Source organism: Actinoplanes nipponensis (assembly GCF_016862275.1).
Classification (GTDB): domain Bacteria; phylum Actinomycetota; class Actinomycetes; order Mycobacteriales; family Micromonosporaceae; genus Actinoplanes; species Actinoplanes nipponensis.
Genome location: NZ_BOMQ01000008.1, coordinates 247,029 through 262,079, shown reverse-complemented (window position 1 = coordinate 262,079; position 15,051 = coordinate 247,029). Strand labels below are relative to the sequence as shown.

Below are 15,051 nucleotides of genomic sequence, written 5' to 3'. Positions count from 1 at the left end.
GCCAGGCCAGATCAGGACGCCACCGCCGTCTGCGAGTACCGCCCCGGGTAGTGGTGATGTCCATCCGGTCGGGGCGGCTCTAGCATGATCTCCATGAGCGACGGCAACGCTGATGAGCTCCCCGCGTTCGTACTCCCGACCATCCCGGCCTCCGCCGGGGCTCTGGTGCGTGGCCGCAAGGGCCGACTGCTCATCCTGAAGCCGACGTACAAGGGCGGTTGGACGATTCCGGGCGGGATCGTGGAGATCGGCGAGTCACCCTGGGACGCGTGTCGCCGCGAAACCAGGGAGGAGTGCGGCCTCGACGTCACCACGGGGCGGCTTGTGTGCGTGGACTTCCTGCGCCCCCGGCCCGGCCGTCCGGGCGGCATGCGTTTTCTCTTCGACTGCGGCGTCTTGGACGACGCCGTCCTGGGCACGGTGGTCATCCAGCCGGTGGAGATCGCCGAGAGCCGGATCCTCCCGATCGACACGGCGCTGCCCCTGCTCAGCGGACCGGTCCGACGTCGGGTGCGCGCCGCCTGGAAGACCAAACGGGTGCGCTATCTCGAGGACGGCCGCCCTGTGCCGGGAATCCGCCGCTAGCGGTCGGGCTCCGGTGGGTCAGCCCGTCGAGAGCCACCGCTGGTAACGGGCGGCCATGGCGGCGAAGCCGTGCTCGGCGCCGACGGCGAACAACGCGTGCAGCTGTCGGTAGTCGTTCGCCAGCGGGGCGCCCAGCTCCGCCGACCAGTGCGCCAGCTGGGCGCAGGCGGCGAGCATCGCGGGGATCGAGCAGGCCTCGTAGCCGGTGTACACCGCGGCGGTGAACCGCAGGACGGCCCGTTCGGCCCGGCCGGTGTCGGCCTCGCGGACGCCCAGGGCGATCGCCTCCAGCGCCCGAGCCTCGGTCGCCTTGTCGACCGTGATCGACGGCAGCTCCGGTGGATCACCCACCGGGTCCGGCCGGCCGGCATCGAGGGCGCCCTGACACGCCGGGGTCAGGGCGGCGGTGGCGGCCGGGTCGCGGGCGTCCCACCCGTCGACCACCCAGGGGAAGTCCGCGAAATCGCCGGCCCCGGCCCGCGGCGCGGAGCGGTCGAGGGGTCGGCGGTGCAGCCATTCATGGCTGGCCACCGTCATCCTGTCCGGCGGCTCGGCCAGCAGGATCACGGTGCGTTCCTGGGCGTGGGCCTCGCGGAGCAGGGTCAGCTCGGTCCTGACTCCGCCGGTCATGACGCTGGCCGCCAGCACCACGAGGTCGGCGCGCCCGAGGAGCCGGCGCACGGTTCCGGCCCAGGTGTCGTCGGCGGCGATGGCCAGGATGTGATCGTCCGTGGGCACGGCCAACCGCGCGAGCGCCAGACCCGCCGGGTTGTAGAACAGCACAACCGTGGCATTGCCCAGCTGCTCACGCACGACCGAGGCGGTCTCGACGCCGGGCAGGGCGAACGACAGCATCTCCCCCCGTGGCGAGCCGGAGGCCAGGCCTTCGTGGGCGAAGCTGCGCAGGTAGAACGCGAAGGTCGCGTCGCGGTCGTCCCAACGCGCCCGCAGCCGCTCCTCGACCCCGCAGTTGCCCCGGGCCACCGCTTCGAAGGTCAGTTGGAACAGGTAGTCGAGGTGATCCGTCCGCCAGCGCGGCCAGATGCGGTAATCGCCGTTCAGGAGCGGTGGGAGCGTCTGCCGGAAGGTATTGAAGTCGTTCCGGGTCGAGCCGGTCATCCACACCCCGGAGACGATACGACCCGATCGAGGCGGTCGACGGACAACCGGTCCGATGTGGACGAACTGGCGACGTCCGTCCGGTTTCCCGGTCACCTCGGCCGCAGTGCCCGGTCAGCCCGGCGGCGGGCGCGTGGGCGACCTGGGCGACATCGGCGTGCACTTCTGGCTGCGGTTCGGCGAGCCGGATTGGCTGCCGGAGATCGTCGAACGGTTCGGTCTGACCCGGTAGGTGGGCGCTGTCCGGTTGCCTTGGTCGTGGCCGGGCAATCGCCGTTCCGCGCCAGGCTGTCGAACGGGACTCGATGTCTGGACGCGGTTCACAAGTCCATGGCGTAGACGCGCACCCGGCGGCCGGTGTCCGGCTGCACTGTCTCGCGGTCCAACGACATGCCGAGTTTGAGCATCACCCGGGCGGATGCCTCGTTGCCGACGACGTGGATGCTGACCAGCCGCCGCAGGCCGAGCCGGGCGCGGGTACGGGCGACCACGGCCCGGGCCGCCTCGGTGGCCAGACCCCGGCCCCAGTGCGCCCGGCCGAGCCGCCAGCCGATCTCCACGGCCGGCATGACCTCGGGCAGGAACACCGGTACGGCCAGCCCGGTGAAGCCGGCCAGCTCGCCGGTCTCCTTGATCTCCACCGCGTACAGGCCGAAGCCGTGCTCGTCCCAGTGCCGTTGATAGCTGGCCAGGCGTTCCGCGGTTGCCGGCCGGTCCAGGGTGCGGCCGTCGTGGATGTAGCGCATCACCTCGGGCTGGGCGGTGATGGCGGCGAACCCGTCCAGATCATCGTCCCGCCAGCGGCGCAACAGCAGCCGCGGGGTCTCCAGTGACGTGGCAGCATCGAAGTTCGTCGCGTCAGGCACGCCCCTTCGTAGCACTTCGACGGCCCCAGGGCGATCGCTATGCGGCCACCAACCGGCCGCACGTCGCGATCTTCGACTCCGCCGACAAGCTCGGCATACCAAGCGCCTACCTGGATGGCCGCGGTCCTGAGGAGATCGATTCCAGGCGCTCGCTGCTCGATGAATACCCCTACCACATCCTCAACATTCACTCGGCGCCGTTACCTCGGTTCGGCGGTAAGGGGATGGTTCAGCCCGTCAGCCAGGCGCACGTGCGGGCGGCCGGAGTCAGCTACAGCGGGCCGACCATCCACCTCGTCGACGCCGAGTCCGTCCGGACGACACTCCCGAGTCCCTCAACATGCGCTGCAATCTGGCCGGCATGCCGCTCCATGTCCAAGCGATCAAGGATTTCGTCCACCGCCTCGACCACCCTGACGAATACTGAGGCCCGGCCGGCAGGCGCCGGCCGGGCCGCTCGGTCAGGACCGGTGGCAAGCTGCCCCGTTGAGGGTGATCAGCTCCGGCGCCGGGTTCGGTCCGCCCGGCGTGGTGGCGTTGAACCCGAAGTACACCGTTGCCCCGGGCTGGATGCGCTGATTCGTGGTGGTGTTCCGGGCCGTCACCGTGGCACCGGACTGGGCCGCCTCGGTCGACCACGCCTCGCGGAGGCGCTGACCGCCGAGGAAGGCGAAGCGCACCGTCCAGCCGTCGATGGTCTTGGTGCCGGTGTTGGTGACGGCCAGTTGCGCGGTGAACCCGGTCTTGTCCGCCCAGTCGCCGTAATTGGTGTAGGCGGCCCGGCAGGACACCGCCGGGGCCGACTCAGCCTTTCCCTGGTCGGCCAGGAAGGACGCCACCCAGGCCAGGGCGGAGTTCCAGTTGATGGCGATCTCGTTGGTCGCGTACGACTCGATGTCGTCGACGTAGCAGAACATCGGCTTGCACCCGGTGAGCAGGGCCTTCGCGAACGGGTCGTCCAGTCCGGCGTTCGCGCCGCCGGCCAGTGACCCGGCCGGCGGGTGCGGCAGCTTGGCGTCCTTCTGGTGGGCGAAGATCCGGCTGTGCTGGTTCTGCGACGCCTTCTCGCCCCAGCCGGTGACGTACGACTGGTTCAGCGCGTTGCGGCCGAAGATGTAGTCGACGCCCTGCACCGCTCCGTCGCGGTACTTCGCCGCGCCGGTCAGGTCGAACGCGGTGGCCAGCACCTGCACGTTGTTGAGGATGTTGCTGTTGGCGCCCCAGAAGTAGCTGCCGGCGTCGCCCGGCATCGGCAGCCCGTACGCCTGGGCGGTCAGCGTCGCCAGGTAGCTGTCCGCGGCGGTGACCACCGACTGGCGGATCCGCTGCCGGTCGGCAGCGGGCAGCGCGCTGGGCACCGTGGCCAGGTCGAGCCGGCCCAGCGCCGCGGTGCTGCCCCAGCCGAAGCCGGTGGCGGCGAAGACGTCGCCGGTGTGGTGCCGGGACGCGGTCACGTCGGTCAGGAAGGCGGCCTCGCCGGTGGTCAGATACAGCTCGGCGGCGGCCCAGTAGAACTCGTCGGAGACGTCGTCGTCGCCGTAGCCGCCGCCACCGCCGCCCAGGTCCTGCGCCGGCTTGGCCGGGTTGGCCTTGGCCGCGGCGTACGCGGTGCGGGCCGCGGTGAGGCACTTGGCCGAGAAGGCCGCGTCGTACGGCGCGAACAACCGCGCGCACTGGGCCGCCGTGGCCGCCAGGTTCAGCGTGGCCGCCGTCGACGGCGGGTGCAGCTCGCGCTGCTCGGGGTCGTCCTGGGGCTGCATCGGAATCCCGGTCCAGTTGGCGTCGTGCACCTTGTGGTGGGCCATCCCGGCGAACGGCTGGCCCGCCGGCACCTGCATGCGCATCAGGAACTCGAGTTCCCAGCGGGCCTCGTCGAGGATGTCGGGAACCTTGTTGCCCCGCTCGGGCACCCGCAGCGTGCTGTCGGCCAGCGCGGCCCCGTGCGCGGCGGTGACCGCGGTCTTGGTGCGTTCGAAGGTGCTCATGAGCTGCTGTACGGCGATACCGCCGTTGACCACGTACTTGCCGTGGTCCCCGGCGTCGTACCAGCCGCCGCGCACGTCCAGCCGGTAGTCGCAGGTGTTGGCGCGGCACGGCACGTCGGTGTCGCCCTTGTTCGGGGCCACGCCCAGGTGACCGGCCGGCCGGGCGTACTGCTCACCGAACAGGTCGCCGTCGATCGCGATGCCGCTGCGCTGGATGGAGAAGAACTGCAGGGCGTCCGACCGCAGCTGCTGGTAGACAGTGGCGGAGATGTCGAACGGGTGGCTGGTCTGCCCGTCGGCGACGAGCGTGTAGCCGGTCCCCGCGGTGGTGTGAGCGGAGAAGTCGATGGTGTGGACGTTCTGGCCCGACGCGGCGTCCACCCCGCGCGGCGTGCTGCGGCCCGACTTGACCACGTCACCGGCGGCGTTCTTGAGCTGCCAGTCCAGTGCCGCGGTGGCCTCGGTGACCAGGGTGGCGTTCTTGGGCCCGTCCGGCAGGTAACCGACCTGGTTGACCCGGACGCGCGGCCCGGTCTCCGGCACGTACGGCGGCTTTTCCTCGCCGCCGATCAACGACACGTTGTCCAGGCACAGCCGGTACTCCGCGGCGGCCCCGCCGACCTGGAAGGCGACCTGGCCCGCGGTGGTGTCCTCGGAGGCGGTGAGCGTGTACTCCAGGTGCTGCCGGGTGGGGGTCAGCGCGACGTCGCGGCTCAGGTACGACGTGTACGGCTCGGCGCCGAGCTGGACGGCGGCCCGCACGGTGGCGCCCGGGGTGGCCGTGGCGTCGAACGACAGCGTGTACGAGGAGCCCGCCTTCAACGTGACGTTGTTCTGCCCGATGCCGGCGTCCCAGGGGTTGGGCAGCCCGGACGGCACGGTGGCGCACAGCTGCCCGTCGTCGACCCCGGTCGCCGTGGTGCCGTAGGAGTACCAGCCCGCGGTGCCGTCGGCGAAGTCGCCGTTCTCCAGCTGCTCCGGGCCGGCCGGCGGCGTGGCGGCCTCACTGGTGAGCGACACGTCGTCCAGGCAGAAGGTGTACGCCTCGGCGCTCCCGCCGAGCTGGAACGTCAACGTGCCGTTGGCCGAGTCCAGGTTGGAGGTGAAGGTGTAGTCGAAGGTCTGCGCCTCGGTGGTCAGCGCAACCGCACGAGACAGCGCCGCGGTGTACGGCGCCTCGTTCAGCTGCACGTTGGCCCGGACGGTGACCGGCGCGCTGGCGTGCGCGCGGAAGCTGAGCTCGTAGGCGGCGCCGTTCGCGAGCGGGATGTCGTTGTGGCCGAGGCTGACGTCCCAGGCGTTGCTGGTGCCGGCGGGAACCTCGGCGCAGAGCTGCCCGCCGGTGGCGGAGAGCGGCGCGTTGTCGGTGGACCACCAGCCGGTCGTACCCGTCGTGAAGTCGCCGTTGGGGATGTGCTGGGTCGGTTCGGCCGACGCCGGTTGGACCGTCAACGAGGTCAGCGCCAGCGTGGCCGCCGCGGTGACCGCGGTCACCGCGGTGGCCCGCCTGCGCAGGTATGAAGTCACGGAGTTCCTTCCAGGACGTGGCGGAACGGTGGGGGACGAAGTGTGGGAGCGCTCCCACGAGCGTTATTGTTACCACGGGATTTCGGCGAGTCAATCGACCGGCCTGGATGACGGGCGGGCTGAGCGTCCGGATCATGGGGCAGCGCGCTGCCCATCGATCGGTCCAGGCGGTTCCGGCGACGGCCAGTTTGTCGGCCCGGCAAGATGCAGCGGCCGCAGCGGGACGTCAACCGGTCCAGCGCTAAGGTTCGCTCCGAACGAAGGAGAACCAGCCATGACCGATGCCGGCACGCCGTTGTCCGCGACACCCCGGACCAGGCTGCGCCGGATGAAGGAGAAGGGCCGTACCGACCGCGGCGCGCTCTTCGAGGTTCTTCGGGCCGGGCTGGTCTGCCATCTCGGCGTGCTGGTGGACGGCTGTCCGATGGTGGTGCCGACCGTCTACGGCTTCGACACCGACCACCTCTACGTGCACGGTTCGGTGGCGAGCCGGAGTCTCACCACCGGCGCCGAGGCCTGCGTGACGATCACGATCGTCGACGGTCTGGTGCTGGCGCGTTCGGTCTTCGAGCACGGGGTCAACTACCGGAGCGCGATGATCTACGGGGTGCCGCGGCCGGTGACCGAGCCGGCGGAGAAGCTGCACGGCCTCCGGTTGCTGACCGAGCACGTCTCGCCCGGCCAATGGGACTACGCCCGCCGGCCGGACCGACGGGAACTGGCCGCCACCGTGCTGTTGGCCCTTCCGCTCGCGGAGGCGTCGGTGAAGACCCGGTCGGGCCCGCCGGACGACGGCGCCGGGCCGGACGCCGCGCTGGGGCTCTGGGCGGGCGAGCTGCCGCTGGTGTCCAGCTGGCAGCAGCCGGTGGCCGATCCGGCCCTGCCGGCGGGTGTGCCGGCGCCTGCCCATGTGGCCGCGCGGGTCGGGACCCGCGTCGACCGCTCCGGAGGGTCAGCCGGTCTGCCGCAATCGCCGGACGACCTCGGACAGGGGTAGCCCGGGCTGGAGGACGGCCTGGGCCGCGGCCGCCGCCAGGCATCGGGGCACGCCGCCGCAGTGCTCGACGAGCTCGCGGACCGGTTCGGGCTCGGCGGCGAGGCGCCGTTCGCCGAGTCGGGCACGGAGCAGTCTGCGCCCCTCGCCCGGGGTGAGCGGGTCCACCGCGATGGGATGGGCGACCTCCCGGGCGACGAGGCCGGCGAGCGGGTCGCGACTGGTCACCACCACCACGGACCCGGCGACGCCGGGCAGCAACGGCCGCACATGGTCGGCGTCCCGCGCGTCGTCGAGCACGATGAGCATCCGACGCCCGGCCAGCAGGCTCCGGTAGAGCCCGGCCCGGGCCACGAGCGCGCGGGGGATGGCCTCGCCCGGCCCGAGCAGCGACTCGATGAGACCGCCCAGCGCGTCGCCCGGCGCCATCACCGACTCGCCGGGGCCGCTGCCGCCCAGGTCGACGTGGAGAACGCCGTCGGCGAACCGGCGGGCGGCCCGATGCGCCCAGTGCAGCGCCAACGTGGTCTTCCCGATGCCCGGCGCCCCGGCGAGCGTGCAGACGACCACTGTGGCCGGCAGGCGCGGATCGCCCTTCACCAGCCGGTCGAGCTGGGCGATCTGCCTCGTTCGACCGACGAAGCCGGGAACGTCCAATGGAAGCTGCATTGGTCGGGTCCGGACGGTTGTCGGCGGCTCGGCGGGTAAGCCGAGCGCTTCGCGCAACAGCCGGACGGTGGCCTGGCGGGGACGGACCACCCGGGCCGACTCGAGGTTACGGATGCTTCGCACGCTCAACCCGGTACGGAACGCCAGCTCCTCCTGGGTGATGTTGGCCCGGCGCCGGGCCGCGACGAGCTCGTCGGCCAGGCAGGCGTCGTAGCGATGCACAGCTCCGTCCCCGGTGGGCGCTCGTACGGGTCTGCCGTCTGATCGTGGGTCAACCGGACAAACCGCCGGGAGTTCCGGTCAGTTGCCGGTCGCGTGCCTGTTAGGTGGATCACCGTACGTCGAGAGTGATTACGGCAGTGCCCACGGTCACCGCCCACCCCACCGGCCGGCGCTCGCGGCCGGTCACCGTTCCCAGGAGGACTCATGCGCAAATTCGTCAGCGACACCGCGGAGCTCACCGACGAGTACGGCATCCAGATCGGCCGGTGGAAGCAGTACGGGGAGCTCGGGCCGCTGCCGTTCGACGCGATGTGGTGTGTCATCCCGCCCGGCGGCAGCAGCGCGGAGGACGTGCACCCGGAGATCGAGCTCGCCATGGTGACCCGGGGCACCGCGGTCTACGAGACGCGCGAGGGCAAGGTCGAGGTGCCGACCGGCGGGGTCGTCCTGCTGGACCCGGAGCAGTCCCACGTGATCCACAACCCCTCCCCCGAGCTGCCGCTGACCATCCTGAGCCTCTACTGGCTCCCTCGTCCCGATGCGAGCGACCATGCCTGAGCGCATCGACGCCGGCGCCACGGGTTCCGGGGTGGTTCTCCTGGTGACGCCGCCGCCGACCCCGAACGGCGCCCTCCACCTCGGACATCTGGCGGGCCCCTACGTGGCCGGTGACATCGCGGCCCGGGCCCTGCGCGACCGCGGCCGTCGCACCCTGACCCAGTGCGGCCTGGACGCGCACCAGAACTACGTGGTGACCAAGGCGCAGGCGCGGGGCGAGACGGCGGCGGACACCGCCGCGCACTACGGCGGGCTGGTGCGCGAGGCGTTGCGGGCGGCCCGCATCCGGTACGACGTCATGGCCGACCCGCTCGCCGACCCGGCCTACCGCGACGCCGTCGCCGGGCTGCTCACCGAACTCGTCGAGGCGAAGGTCGTCGAGGTCGCCCCGGTGTCGCTCTCGGCCTGCTCCGGCTGCGGACGGGTTCTGCACCACGCGTGGGTCGCCGGCACGTGCCCGAGCTGCGGCGCCGAAGCCGCCGGGGGCACCTGTGAGGGATGTGGCGGCTTCCGCACCGCCACCGACCTGGCCGATGCCCGCTCGACCTGCTGCTCGGCCGGCCCGGAACCGGTCACCCACACCGTGCCGGTGCTCCGGCTGGAGGAGCACCGGGAGCAGCTGTGCGAGTTCTGGGCGCAGGCGGTGCTGCCGCCTCGGCTGCGCCGACTCGTCGCGTCCTATCTCGACAGCGGGCTGCCGGAGGTGCCGCTGGCCTACCCGACCGACTGGGGCATCGCATGGGGCGACGGTCTGCGGGTGGACGTGTGGGCCGAGATGGCCCTGGCCAACCTGATCCTGCCGGGCCGGCACCTGCGACCGCACGCGAACACGCTGGCCGGGTACCTGGACGCCGGGCAGGACATCGACGAGCAATGGATCTTCCTCGGGCTCGACAACGCGTTCTACTACGCCGTGATGATCCCGGCCCTGCACCTGGCGGCCGGGCTGCGGGACCGGCCGACCGGGCTCGTGGTCAACGAGTTCTACCGGCTCACCGGGGCGAAGTTCTCCACCAGCCGTGGCCACGCCATCTGGGCGCACGAGTTCCTGGCCGCCGAGGATCCGGCCGTGGTTCGGGCCTTCGTCAGCTGGGACCGGCCGGACAGCTACGAATCCGACTTCCGGCCCGAGGCGTACGAGGCTTTCCGGGCGCTTCACGCCGCGGCGCTCGGCGGCGCCGGCCCGGTGCTCGACGGGGAGCTGGCCGATATCGAGGTGACCCGGGGAGAGCGGGCGTTGCGGCTGGAGGCCTTCGACCCGGCCACGGCGGTCCGCGCCGCGCTCGCCGCGGCGAGCAGCCGGCCCGAACGGTCGGCCCGGCTGCTCGGCCTCATCGGCGGCACGATCCCGGCGGGTGCTGATGACTGAGCCACGCGTGCTCGTCGTCGGCGCCGGCCTGGCCGGCGTGCTCCTGGCCCGGCGCCTGCAGGACGCCGGCGCCGAAGCGGTCCTGATCGGCGCCGGGTGCCGGGGCGCCCCGGTCGGGCCCGCCGACGCGACGGCCGCCTCAGGCGGACTGGTACGGGCCTTCGAGCCGGAGCCGGCCGCCCGCGCGCTGGCCACCGCGAGCCTCACCGAGCTGCTGAGCGATCCGGCCCTGGCGGCGAGCGCGGGCTGGCACCGTACCGGATCGCTCTATGTCCTCGCCGCCGGCCCGGGCGGCGGTCTCGAGATCGGCGGCGCGGACGTGCTCACCGGTCCGGAGCTGCGACGGCGGTTCGGCTTCGACGGCCCGGCGTCGGCGGTCGGCATCTGGGAGCCGCGGGCCGGCTACATCTCCCCGGACCTTCTGCGCCTCGCCGTCCTGCGGGGACTGGCTCGCACGGAGGCGGCGCCGATGGCGCGGCTCGACGACGGCGCGGTCGTCCTGCGTGACGGCAGGCGGCTCACCGGCGACCGGGTGGTGGTGGCCGCCGGCGCGTGGACACCCGCGCTGCTGCGGGCCGCCGGGTTCGCCACCGACCTGCGGACCAAGCACATCCAGTACGCCTACCACGCCGTGACCCGGGACGACCTGCCGTCCATGGTGGACGAGACCAGCGGGCTCTACGGCCGGCCGGCCGGCCCGGGGCGGATGCTGCTCGGCCTGCCCAGCGGCCGGTGGGACCCGGACCCGGCGGCCCCGGAAGCCGACGCCGCACTGGCCGAGCGGGTCGCGACGGTGGCCACGCTGCGACTGCCGGGCCTGGACCCGCGGCCGATCGGACCCCCGGTCAGCGCCGCCGACTGCTACAGCGAGCCCGCCGGCCTGGCCCTGCGGGCCGTCGCCGGCTCCGTGCACACGTTCACCGGCGGCAGCGGGGGCGCCGCCAAAACCGCCCTGGCCGCGAGCCGGCTCGCGGCGAGCACCTTGCTGGACCGGCCCGCGCCACGACGGCCGACCGGCTCCCGGGCCCCTGACGTCCCGACCACGCCCTAGACGGAGGCAGACTGATGACGACGACCTATCACACGGTGGGCATCGGCGCGGGCCCGGCGAACCTGAGCCTCGCGGCGATGTACGACGTGCTCGCACCACACGAGATCGCCCTGTTCGAGGCGAACGACCGACCCGGCTGGCACGACGGGATGCTGCACAGCGGCGTACGGATGCAAACCGGCTGGGTCAAGGACCTGGTGTCCCTCTACGACCCGACCCATCCCCTGTCCTTCCTCAACTACCTGGTCACCACGGGGCGGGTCTACGCCCTGCTGGGCGCCGGCTTCGACACCATCCCCCGCATCGAATACCACCAGTACCTGTCGTGGGCGGCGGGACAGCTGCCGAACATCACCTACGGCACGCCGGTGGACCGGGTCGACTTCGACGGCGTCCTGGTCAGCCGCAGCGGTGGCGAGGTCGTCGCCCGCTCCCAGCACCTGGTCATCGGCACCGGCACGGTGCCGTACCGGCCGGACTTCCTCGGCGCCCTCGACCCCCGGGCCGTCGTCGTCGCCGACCACCTGCACCAGCGCCTCGCCGCCGTGCCCGACGAGCCCGACCTGCCGTGGATCGTCATCGGCAGCGGGCAGACCAGCGCCGAGTGCGTCGCGGCCCTGCTCGGCCGCGGCTTCCGCGACATCCGCTGGATCGGCCGGCGGTCGTGGTTCGCGCCGCTGGAGGACTCTCCGTCGGCCAACGACCTCTACCGGCCCGCCTACCAGCAGGCCTTCCTCAACCTGTCCCGGGAGGTCCGCGAACGCCTGGTCTCCGGTCAGATCCTCACCAGCGACGGCATCTCGCCCGGCACGTTGCGGGGCGTCTACCAGCACAACTACGAGGAACGGCTGCGCACCGGCCGCTTCCCGGTGACCATCATGCCGAGTCGCACCGTGACCGGCGCCCGTCAGCTGGGCGCCGAGGTCGAGCTGGAGTGCCTCACGGCCGGTAGCGGCACGGAGCACCACCGGGCCGCGTACGTGGTGGTCGCGGCCGGACGGCGGCAGGCGCCGCTGCCCTTCGACGACGAACTGTCCGCGCTGGTCGACTTCGACGAGCGCGGCGACCTGGTCATCGAGCCGGACTACTCGATCCGGTGGAAGCACGCCGACGACCACAAGATCTTCGTGCTGAACCGGGGCCGATACGTGCAGGGCCTGGTCGACTCGAACCTGAGCATCCTGCCGGTACGCAGCGCCATGGTGTTGAACGCGATCGCCGGCCGGGCCGTCTGCGCCGTGCGCGACGACTTCCTGAGCACCCAGTGGGCGTGATCGCGATGCCCTTCAACTACGACGGCAAGACCTTCGTCTCCCCCGGCGACGCCCTCACCGGGCACTACCGTCAGCACGGCAACCTGGTCTGGGGCGAGATCACCGGCGGCGCCGTCCGGCGCGGCGCGCTCGCGGGCATCTGCGACCCCGACGGAGTGATCCGCTTCGCCTACCATGAGGTGCTCGCCGACGGCTCCGTGGTGGTCGGCGAGTGCGTGTCCCGTCCCGAGCGGCTGCCGGACGGACGGATCCGGCTCCGGGAGGAATGGGTCCGGCACGGCCCCCACCGGGACAGCGGGATCTCCGTCATCGAGGAGGCCGTACGGGATGTCTGACATCGAGGTGCTCGGTTTCCTCACCGCCAGCATCGTGATCATCCTCGTGCCGGGAGTGGATTTCGCCCTGGTGACGAGGCAGACCGTGCGGCACGGGCGACGGGCCGGCTTCGCGGTCCTGGGCGGTCTCACGGTCGCCGCTCTGCTGCACGCCTCGCTGGCCACGGCCGGGCTGTCCGCCTTGCTGATCTCCTCACCGCGGGTCTACACCGTCCTGCGGATCGCCGGGGCGCTGTACCTGCTCTACCTCGGCGGCACCATCCTCTGGGCCGCCCGGCCACGCAGGACGGTGCCGGCCGCACAACCGGTCACCGTGGGCGGAGGTTCCGGCGACGGCACGCCCACCCAGAACCCCCCGGTCGAGGAGGAGCACACGGCCCGGCGCTCGTTCACCATGGGCATCGCCAGCCAGCTGCTGAACGTCAAGGTCGTCATCTTCTATGTCTCGTTCGTCCCGCAGTTCGTCACCTCGGGCGAGGGCGCGGCGGCGCGGACAGCGGTGCTGGCGGCGACGTTCATCGGCCTGGCGGTGCTCTGGTGGGCCAGCTACATCCTGCTGATCGATCGCCTGCACACCTGGCTGACACGGCCTTCGGTGCTGGTGGTCATCGAGCGGGTGACCGGGTTGATCATGATCGTGCTCGCGGTCCGGCTCGTCCTGAGCCGGTAGGCCGGCAGGTGCTCGGGAGCCGGCGCCCGGAGGCGCCGGCTCACCGTCCATCGCTGTCAGGCGGAGTACGGGTTGTACGGGTAATTGAAGCGCTGGTCGCTCGCGCTCGCGGCATGGTTGCAAGCCCGCTGGATCAGACGGGCGCCGTTGGCGCTCGACGCGCTCTCGATGGCGATGCACAGGCCACTGTTCGCGTTCATGATGCTGTAGCCGCCGGCCAAGGTGTCGGTCGTCGACCACTGGCCGTTCTTGTTCACCGTCGTGCAGGTGTACTGGACGACGCGCGCGCCGCTGGCGGTGGATCCACCGAGCACGGTCAGGCACTTGCCGCTGGCCTGGTTACGGATCAGCAGGTTGTTGCTGCTACCCCGCTCGAAGCGCCAGTTCTCGTTGGTCTGCGACACGCACGTCCATTGGTCCATGACCACGTTGTTGCCGGTGGCGTAGTTCGGGTTGTCCACGCACTTGCCCGAGTGGACGTTCGTGAGGTGGGCGTAGGCGGTGACGGCCTGGGCCGGCGAGGCGGCGAACATCAGGCCCGCGGTGACGGCCACGATGGCGAACGCCGCGGTGAAGAACTTCTTCAATTGCTGTCCCTTCGGTGTGTGCGCGAACAGCGCACTGATGGTGTGCACGGGAACGAACGGGGTGGACATGCGGGCGCGGGATCCGCGAGTATCTGCCGCTCTGGCCTGGCCCGTTCGCCTCGAGACCATCGCAGGGGCACTCCGACGGTTCGGCTGTGGAATCCCTGAGGCGCAGGGTCGACATCGCCGGTGACCGGCGCATCACCATCGGCGGGGTTGTATCTCCACCGGGTGGAGGTTGGAGGGTGGTCGGCGTGGATCACGGGACGTCGTACTCGATCGGGGATCTGGCTCGGCGGACCGGCCTGTCGGTACGCACCATCAGGTTCTACTCCGACGCCGGCGTTCTGCCGCCCACATTCCGTAGTTCCGCCAACCATCGCCGTTACGACCTGACCGCGGTCGCTCGTCTTGACCTGATCCGCACGCTGCGCGAGCTGGGTGTCGATCTGGCCAGCATTCACCGGGTGCTCACCGATGAGATCAGCGTGTCGCAGGCCGCGACCGCCCACGCCGAGGCGCTCGACGTGCAGATCCGAGTGCTTCGCCTGCGGCGGGCGGTCCTCCGGGCGGTGGCGAAACGGGACTCCAGCCCTGAGGAGATGGAGCTCATGCACCGCATCGTGCAACTGTCCGAGGCCGAACGTCACCGGCTCATCCACGACTTCGTCGACAGCACGTTCGGCGGCGTCGACGCCAACCCGGAGCTGGTGGAGCTGCTGCGTTCGGCGGTGCCGCACCTGCCGGACGAGCCGACCGCCGACCAGGTCGAGAGCTGGATCGAGTTGGCGGAGCTGGTGCAGGACACCGACTTCAGAGCCGGTGTCCGGCGGATGGCCGAATACCAGGCGGCCGAGCGGGCCGACGGCGACCGGACGGGGCTGCATCACGAGCTGACCAACCACGTCCGTGACCGGGTCGCGGCGGCGATCGCCGGTGGGATCCGGCCTGCGTCAACGCAGGCCGGGCCGGTGACCTCCGAGCTGGTCGCCCGGTACGCGGACACCTTCGGGGCCACCGACAGCGCCGAGTACCGCGCCAAGCTGGTGACCCGGCTGACCATCGCCAACGATCCGCGGGTGGAGCGGTACTGGCAGCTGATCGCCATCATCAACGGCTCGGCCCCCATGACGCCGCTCGCGCCGGTCTTCAGGTGGTTCACCGAGGCGCTCCGCCACCACCCCGAGCCATGACCGATCGAGACCCATCATGGCCCGCTGGACGCGCGGATCGCGGCAGA

Annotated in this window: 15 protein-coding genes and 1 pseudogene; 11 read left to right on the top strand and 5 right to left on the bottom strand. The window is 71.6% G+C overall.

Annotated features, from left to right (window positions below; genetic code table 11):
* Positions 1-93 precede the first annotated feature (93 nt).
* Positions 94-585 carry an NUDIX domain-containing protein gene (locus Ani05nite_RS02495; protein ID WP_203763964.1) on the top strand — a complete coding sequence of 164 codons (492 nt, stop codon included), beginning with the start codon at positions 94-96 and terminating at the stop codon, positions 583-585.
* Positions 586-603: 18 nt separating this feature from the next.
* Here the strand turns inward: Ani05nite_RS02495 and Ani05nite_RS02490 are convergent, their stop codons facing one another.
* Positions 604-1,704: a hypothetical protein gene (locus Ani05nite_RS02490; RefSeq protein ID WP_203763962.1), complete on the bottom strand. Its 1,101-nt coding sequence runs from the start codon at positions 1,702-1,704 to the stop codon at positions 604-606.
* A gap of 55 nt (positions 1,705-1,759) precedes the next feature.
* Between Ani05nite_RS02490 and Ani05nite_RS02485 the strand changes: the two genes are divergently transcribed.
* Entirely contained in the window at positions 1,760-1,936 is a 177-nt protein-coding gene (locus Ani05nite_RS02485) for a hypothetical protein (RefSeq protein WP_203763960.1), read from the top strand.
* A gap of 88 nt (positions 1,937-2,024) precedes the next feature.
* On the opposite strand, the gene Ani05nite_RS02480 is transcribed toward Ani05nite_RS02485, so the two are convergent.
* Positions 2,025-2,570, bottom strand: a complete 546-nt coding sequence (locus Ani05nite_RS02480) for a GNAT family N-acetyltransferase (RefSeq protein ID WP_239129129.1) — start codon at positions 2,568-2,570, stop codon at positions 2,025-2,027.
* Here Ani05nite_RS02480 and Ani05nite_RS42195 point away from each other — a divergent pair.
* A pseudogene (locus tag Ani05nite_RS42195) lies at positions 2,534-2,866 on the top strand (hypothetical protein); the annotation flags it as partial. The gene Ani05nite_RS02480 and the pseudogene Ani05nite_RS42195 sit on opposite strands and share 37 nt — an antisense overlap.
* A gap of 165 nt (positions 2,867-3,031) precedes the next feature.
* Here Ani05nite_RS42195 and Ani05nite_RS02470 read toward each other — a convergent pair.
* Entirely contained in the window at positions 3,032-6,082 is a 3,051-nt protein-coding gene (locus tag Ani05nite_RS02470; protein WP_203763956.1) for a glycoside hydrolase family 9 protein, read from the bottom strand.
* A 274-nt stretch (positions 6,083-6,356) separates the two neighbouring features.
* Here Ani05nite_RS02470 and Ani05nite_RS02465 point away from each other — a divergent pair, with 274 nt between their 5' ends.
* Positions 6,357-7,079: a pyridoxamine 5'-phosphate oxidase family protein gene (locus Ani05nite_RS02465; protein WP_203763954.1), complete on the top strand. Its 723-nt coding sequence runs from the start codon at positions 6,357-6,359 to the stop codon at positions 7,077-7,079.
* Here Ani05nite_RS02465 and Ani05nite_RS02460 read toward each other — a convergent pair.
* Positions 7,035-7,967, bottom strand: a complete 933-nt coding sequence (locus tag Ani05nite_RS02460; protein ID WP_203763952.1) for a helix-turn-helix domain-containing protein — start codon at positions 7,965-7,967, stop codon at positions 7,035-7,037. The two genes, Ani05nite_RS02465 and Ani05nite_RS02460, sit on opposite strands and share 45 nt — an antisense overlap.
* A gap of 204 nt (positions 7,968-8,171) precedes the next feature.
* Between Ani05nite_RS02460 and Ani05nite_RS02455 the strand changes: the two genes are divergently transcribed.
* Genes Ani05nite_RS02455 through Ani05nite_RS02430 form a run of 6 tightly spaced genes read left to right on the top strand, consistent with a single transcriptional unit; the run spans position 8,172 to position 13,224 of the window.
* Complete coding sequence (locus Ani05nite_RS02455) at positions 8,172-8,525, top strand: cupin domain-containing protein (RefSeq protein WP_203763950.1); 354 nt, start codon at positions 8,172-8,174, stop codon at positions 8,523-8,525.
* Positions 8,518-9,894, top strand: a complete 1,377-nt coding sequence (locus Ani05nite_RS02450) for a class I tRNA ligase family protein (protein ID WP_203763948.1) — start codon at positions 8,518-8,520, stop codon at positions 9,892-9,894. The genes Ani05nite_RS02455 and Ani05nite_RS02450 overlap by 8 nt, the downstream gene beginning before the upstream one ends.
* Positions 9,887-10,945, top strand: a complete 1,059-nt coding sequence (locus Ani05nite_RS02445; RefSeq protein ID WP_203763946.1) for an NAD(P)/FAD-dependent oxidoreductase — start codon at positions 9,887-9,889, stop codon at positions 10,943-10,945. Before Ani05nite_RS02450 ends, Ani05nite_RS02445 begins: the two co-directional genes overlap by 8 nt.
* Before the next feature lie 14 nt (positions 10,946-10,959).
* Positions 10,960-12,219 carry a lysine N(6)-hydroxylase/L-ornithine N(5)-oxygenase family protein gene (locus Ani05nite_RS02440; RefSeq protein WP_203763944.1) on the top strand — a complete coding sequence of 420 codons (1,260 nt, stop codon included), beginning with the start codon at positions 10,960-10,962 and terminating at the stop codon, positions 12,217-12,219.
* A 5-nt stretch (positions 12,220-12,224) separates the two neighbouring features.
* The gene (locus Ani05nite_RS02435; RefSeq protein WP_239129244.1) at positions 12,225-12,554 is read left to right on the top strand and encodes an avidin-fold protein; all 330 of its coding nucleotides are present in this window, start codon (positions 12,225-12,227) and stop codon (positions 12,552-12,554) included.
* Positions 12,547-13,224: a LysE family translocator gene (locus tag Ani05nite_RS02430; protein WP_203763940.1), complete on the top strand. Its 678-nt coding sequence runs from the start codon at positions 12,547-12,549 to the stop codon at positions 13,222-13,224. The genes Ani05nite_RS02435 and Ani05nite_RS02430 overlap by 8 nt, the downstream gene beginning before the upstream one ends.
* 56 nt (positions 13,225-13,280) lie before the next feature.
* Here the strand turns inward: Ani05nite_RS02430 and Ani05nite_RS02425 are convergent, their stop codons facing one another.
* Positions 13,281-13,880, bottom strand: a complete 600-nt coding sequence (locus Ani05nite_RS02425) for an RICIN domain-containing protein (protein WP_203763938.1) — start codon at positions 13,878-13,880, stop codon at positions 13,281-13,283.
* Between the two features lie 86 nt (positions 13,881-13,966).
* Here Ani05nite_RS02425 and Ani05nite_RS02420 point away from each other — a divergent pair, with 86 nt between their 5' ends.
* Positions 13,967-15,004 carry a MerR family transcriptional regulator gene (locus Ani05nite_RS02420; protein WP_239129127.1) on the top strand — a complete coding sequence of 346 codons (1,038 nt, stop codon included), beginning with the start codon at positions 13,967-13,969 and terminating at the stop codon, positions 15,002-15,004.
* The last annotated feature ends 47 nt before the right edge of the window (positions 15,005-15,051 follow it).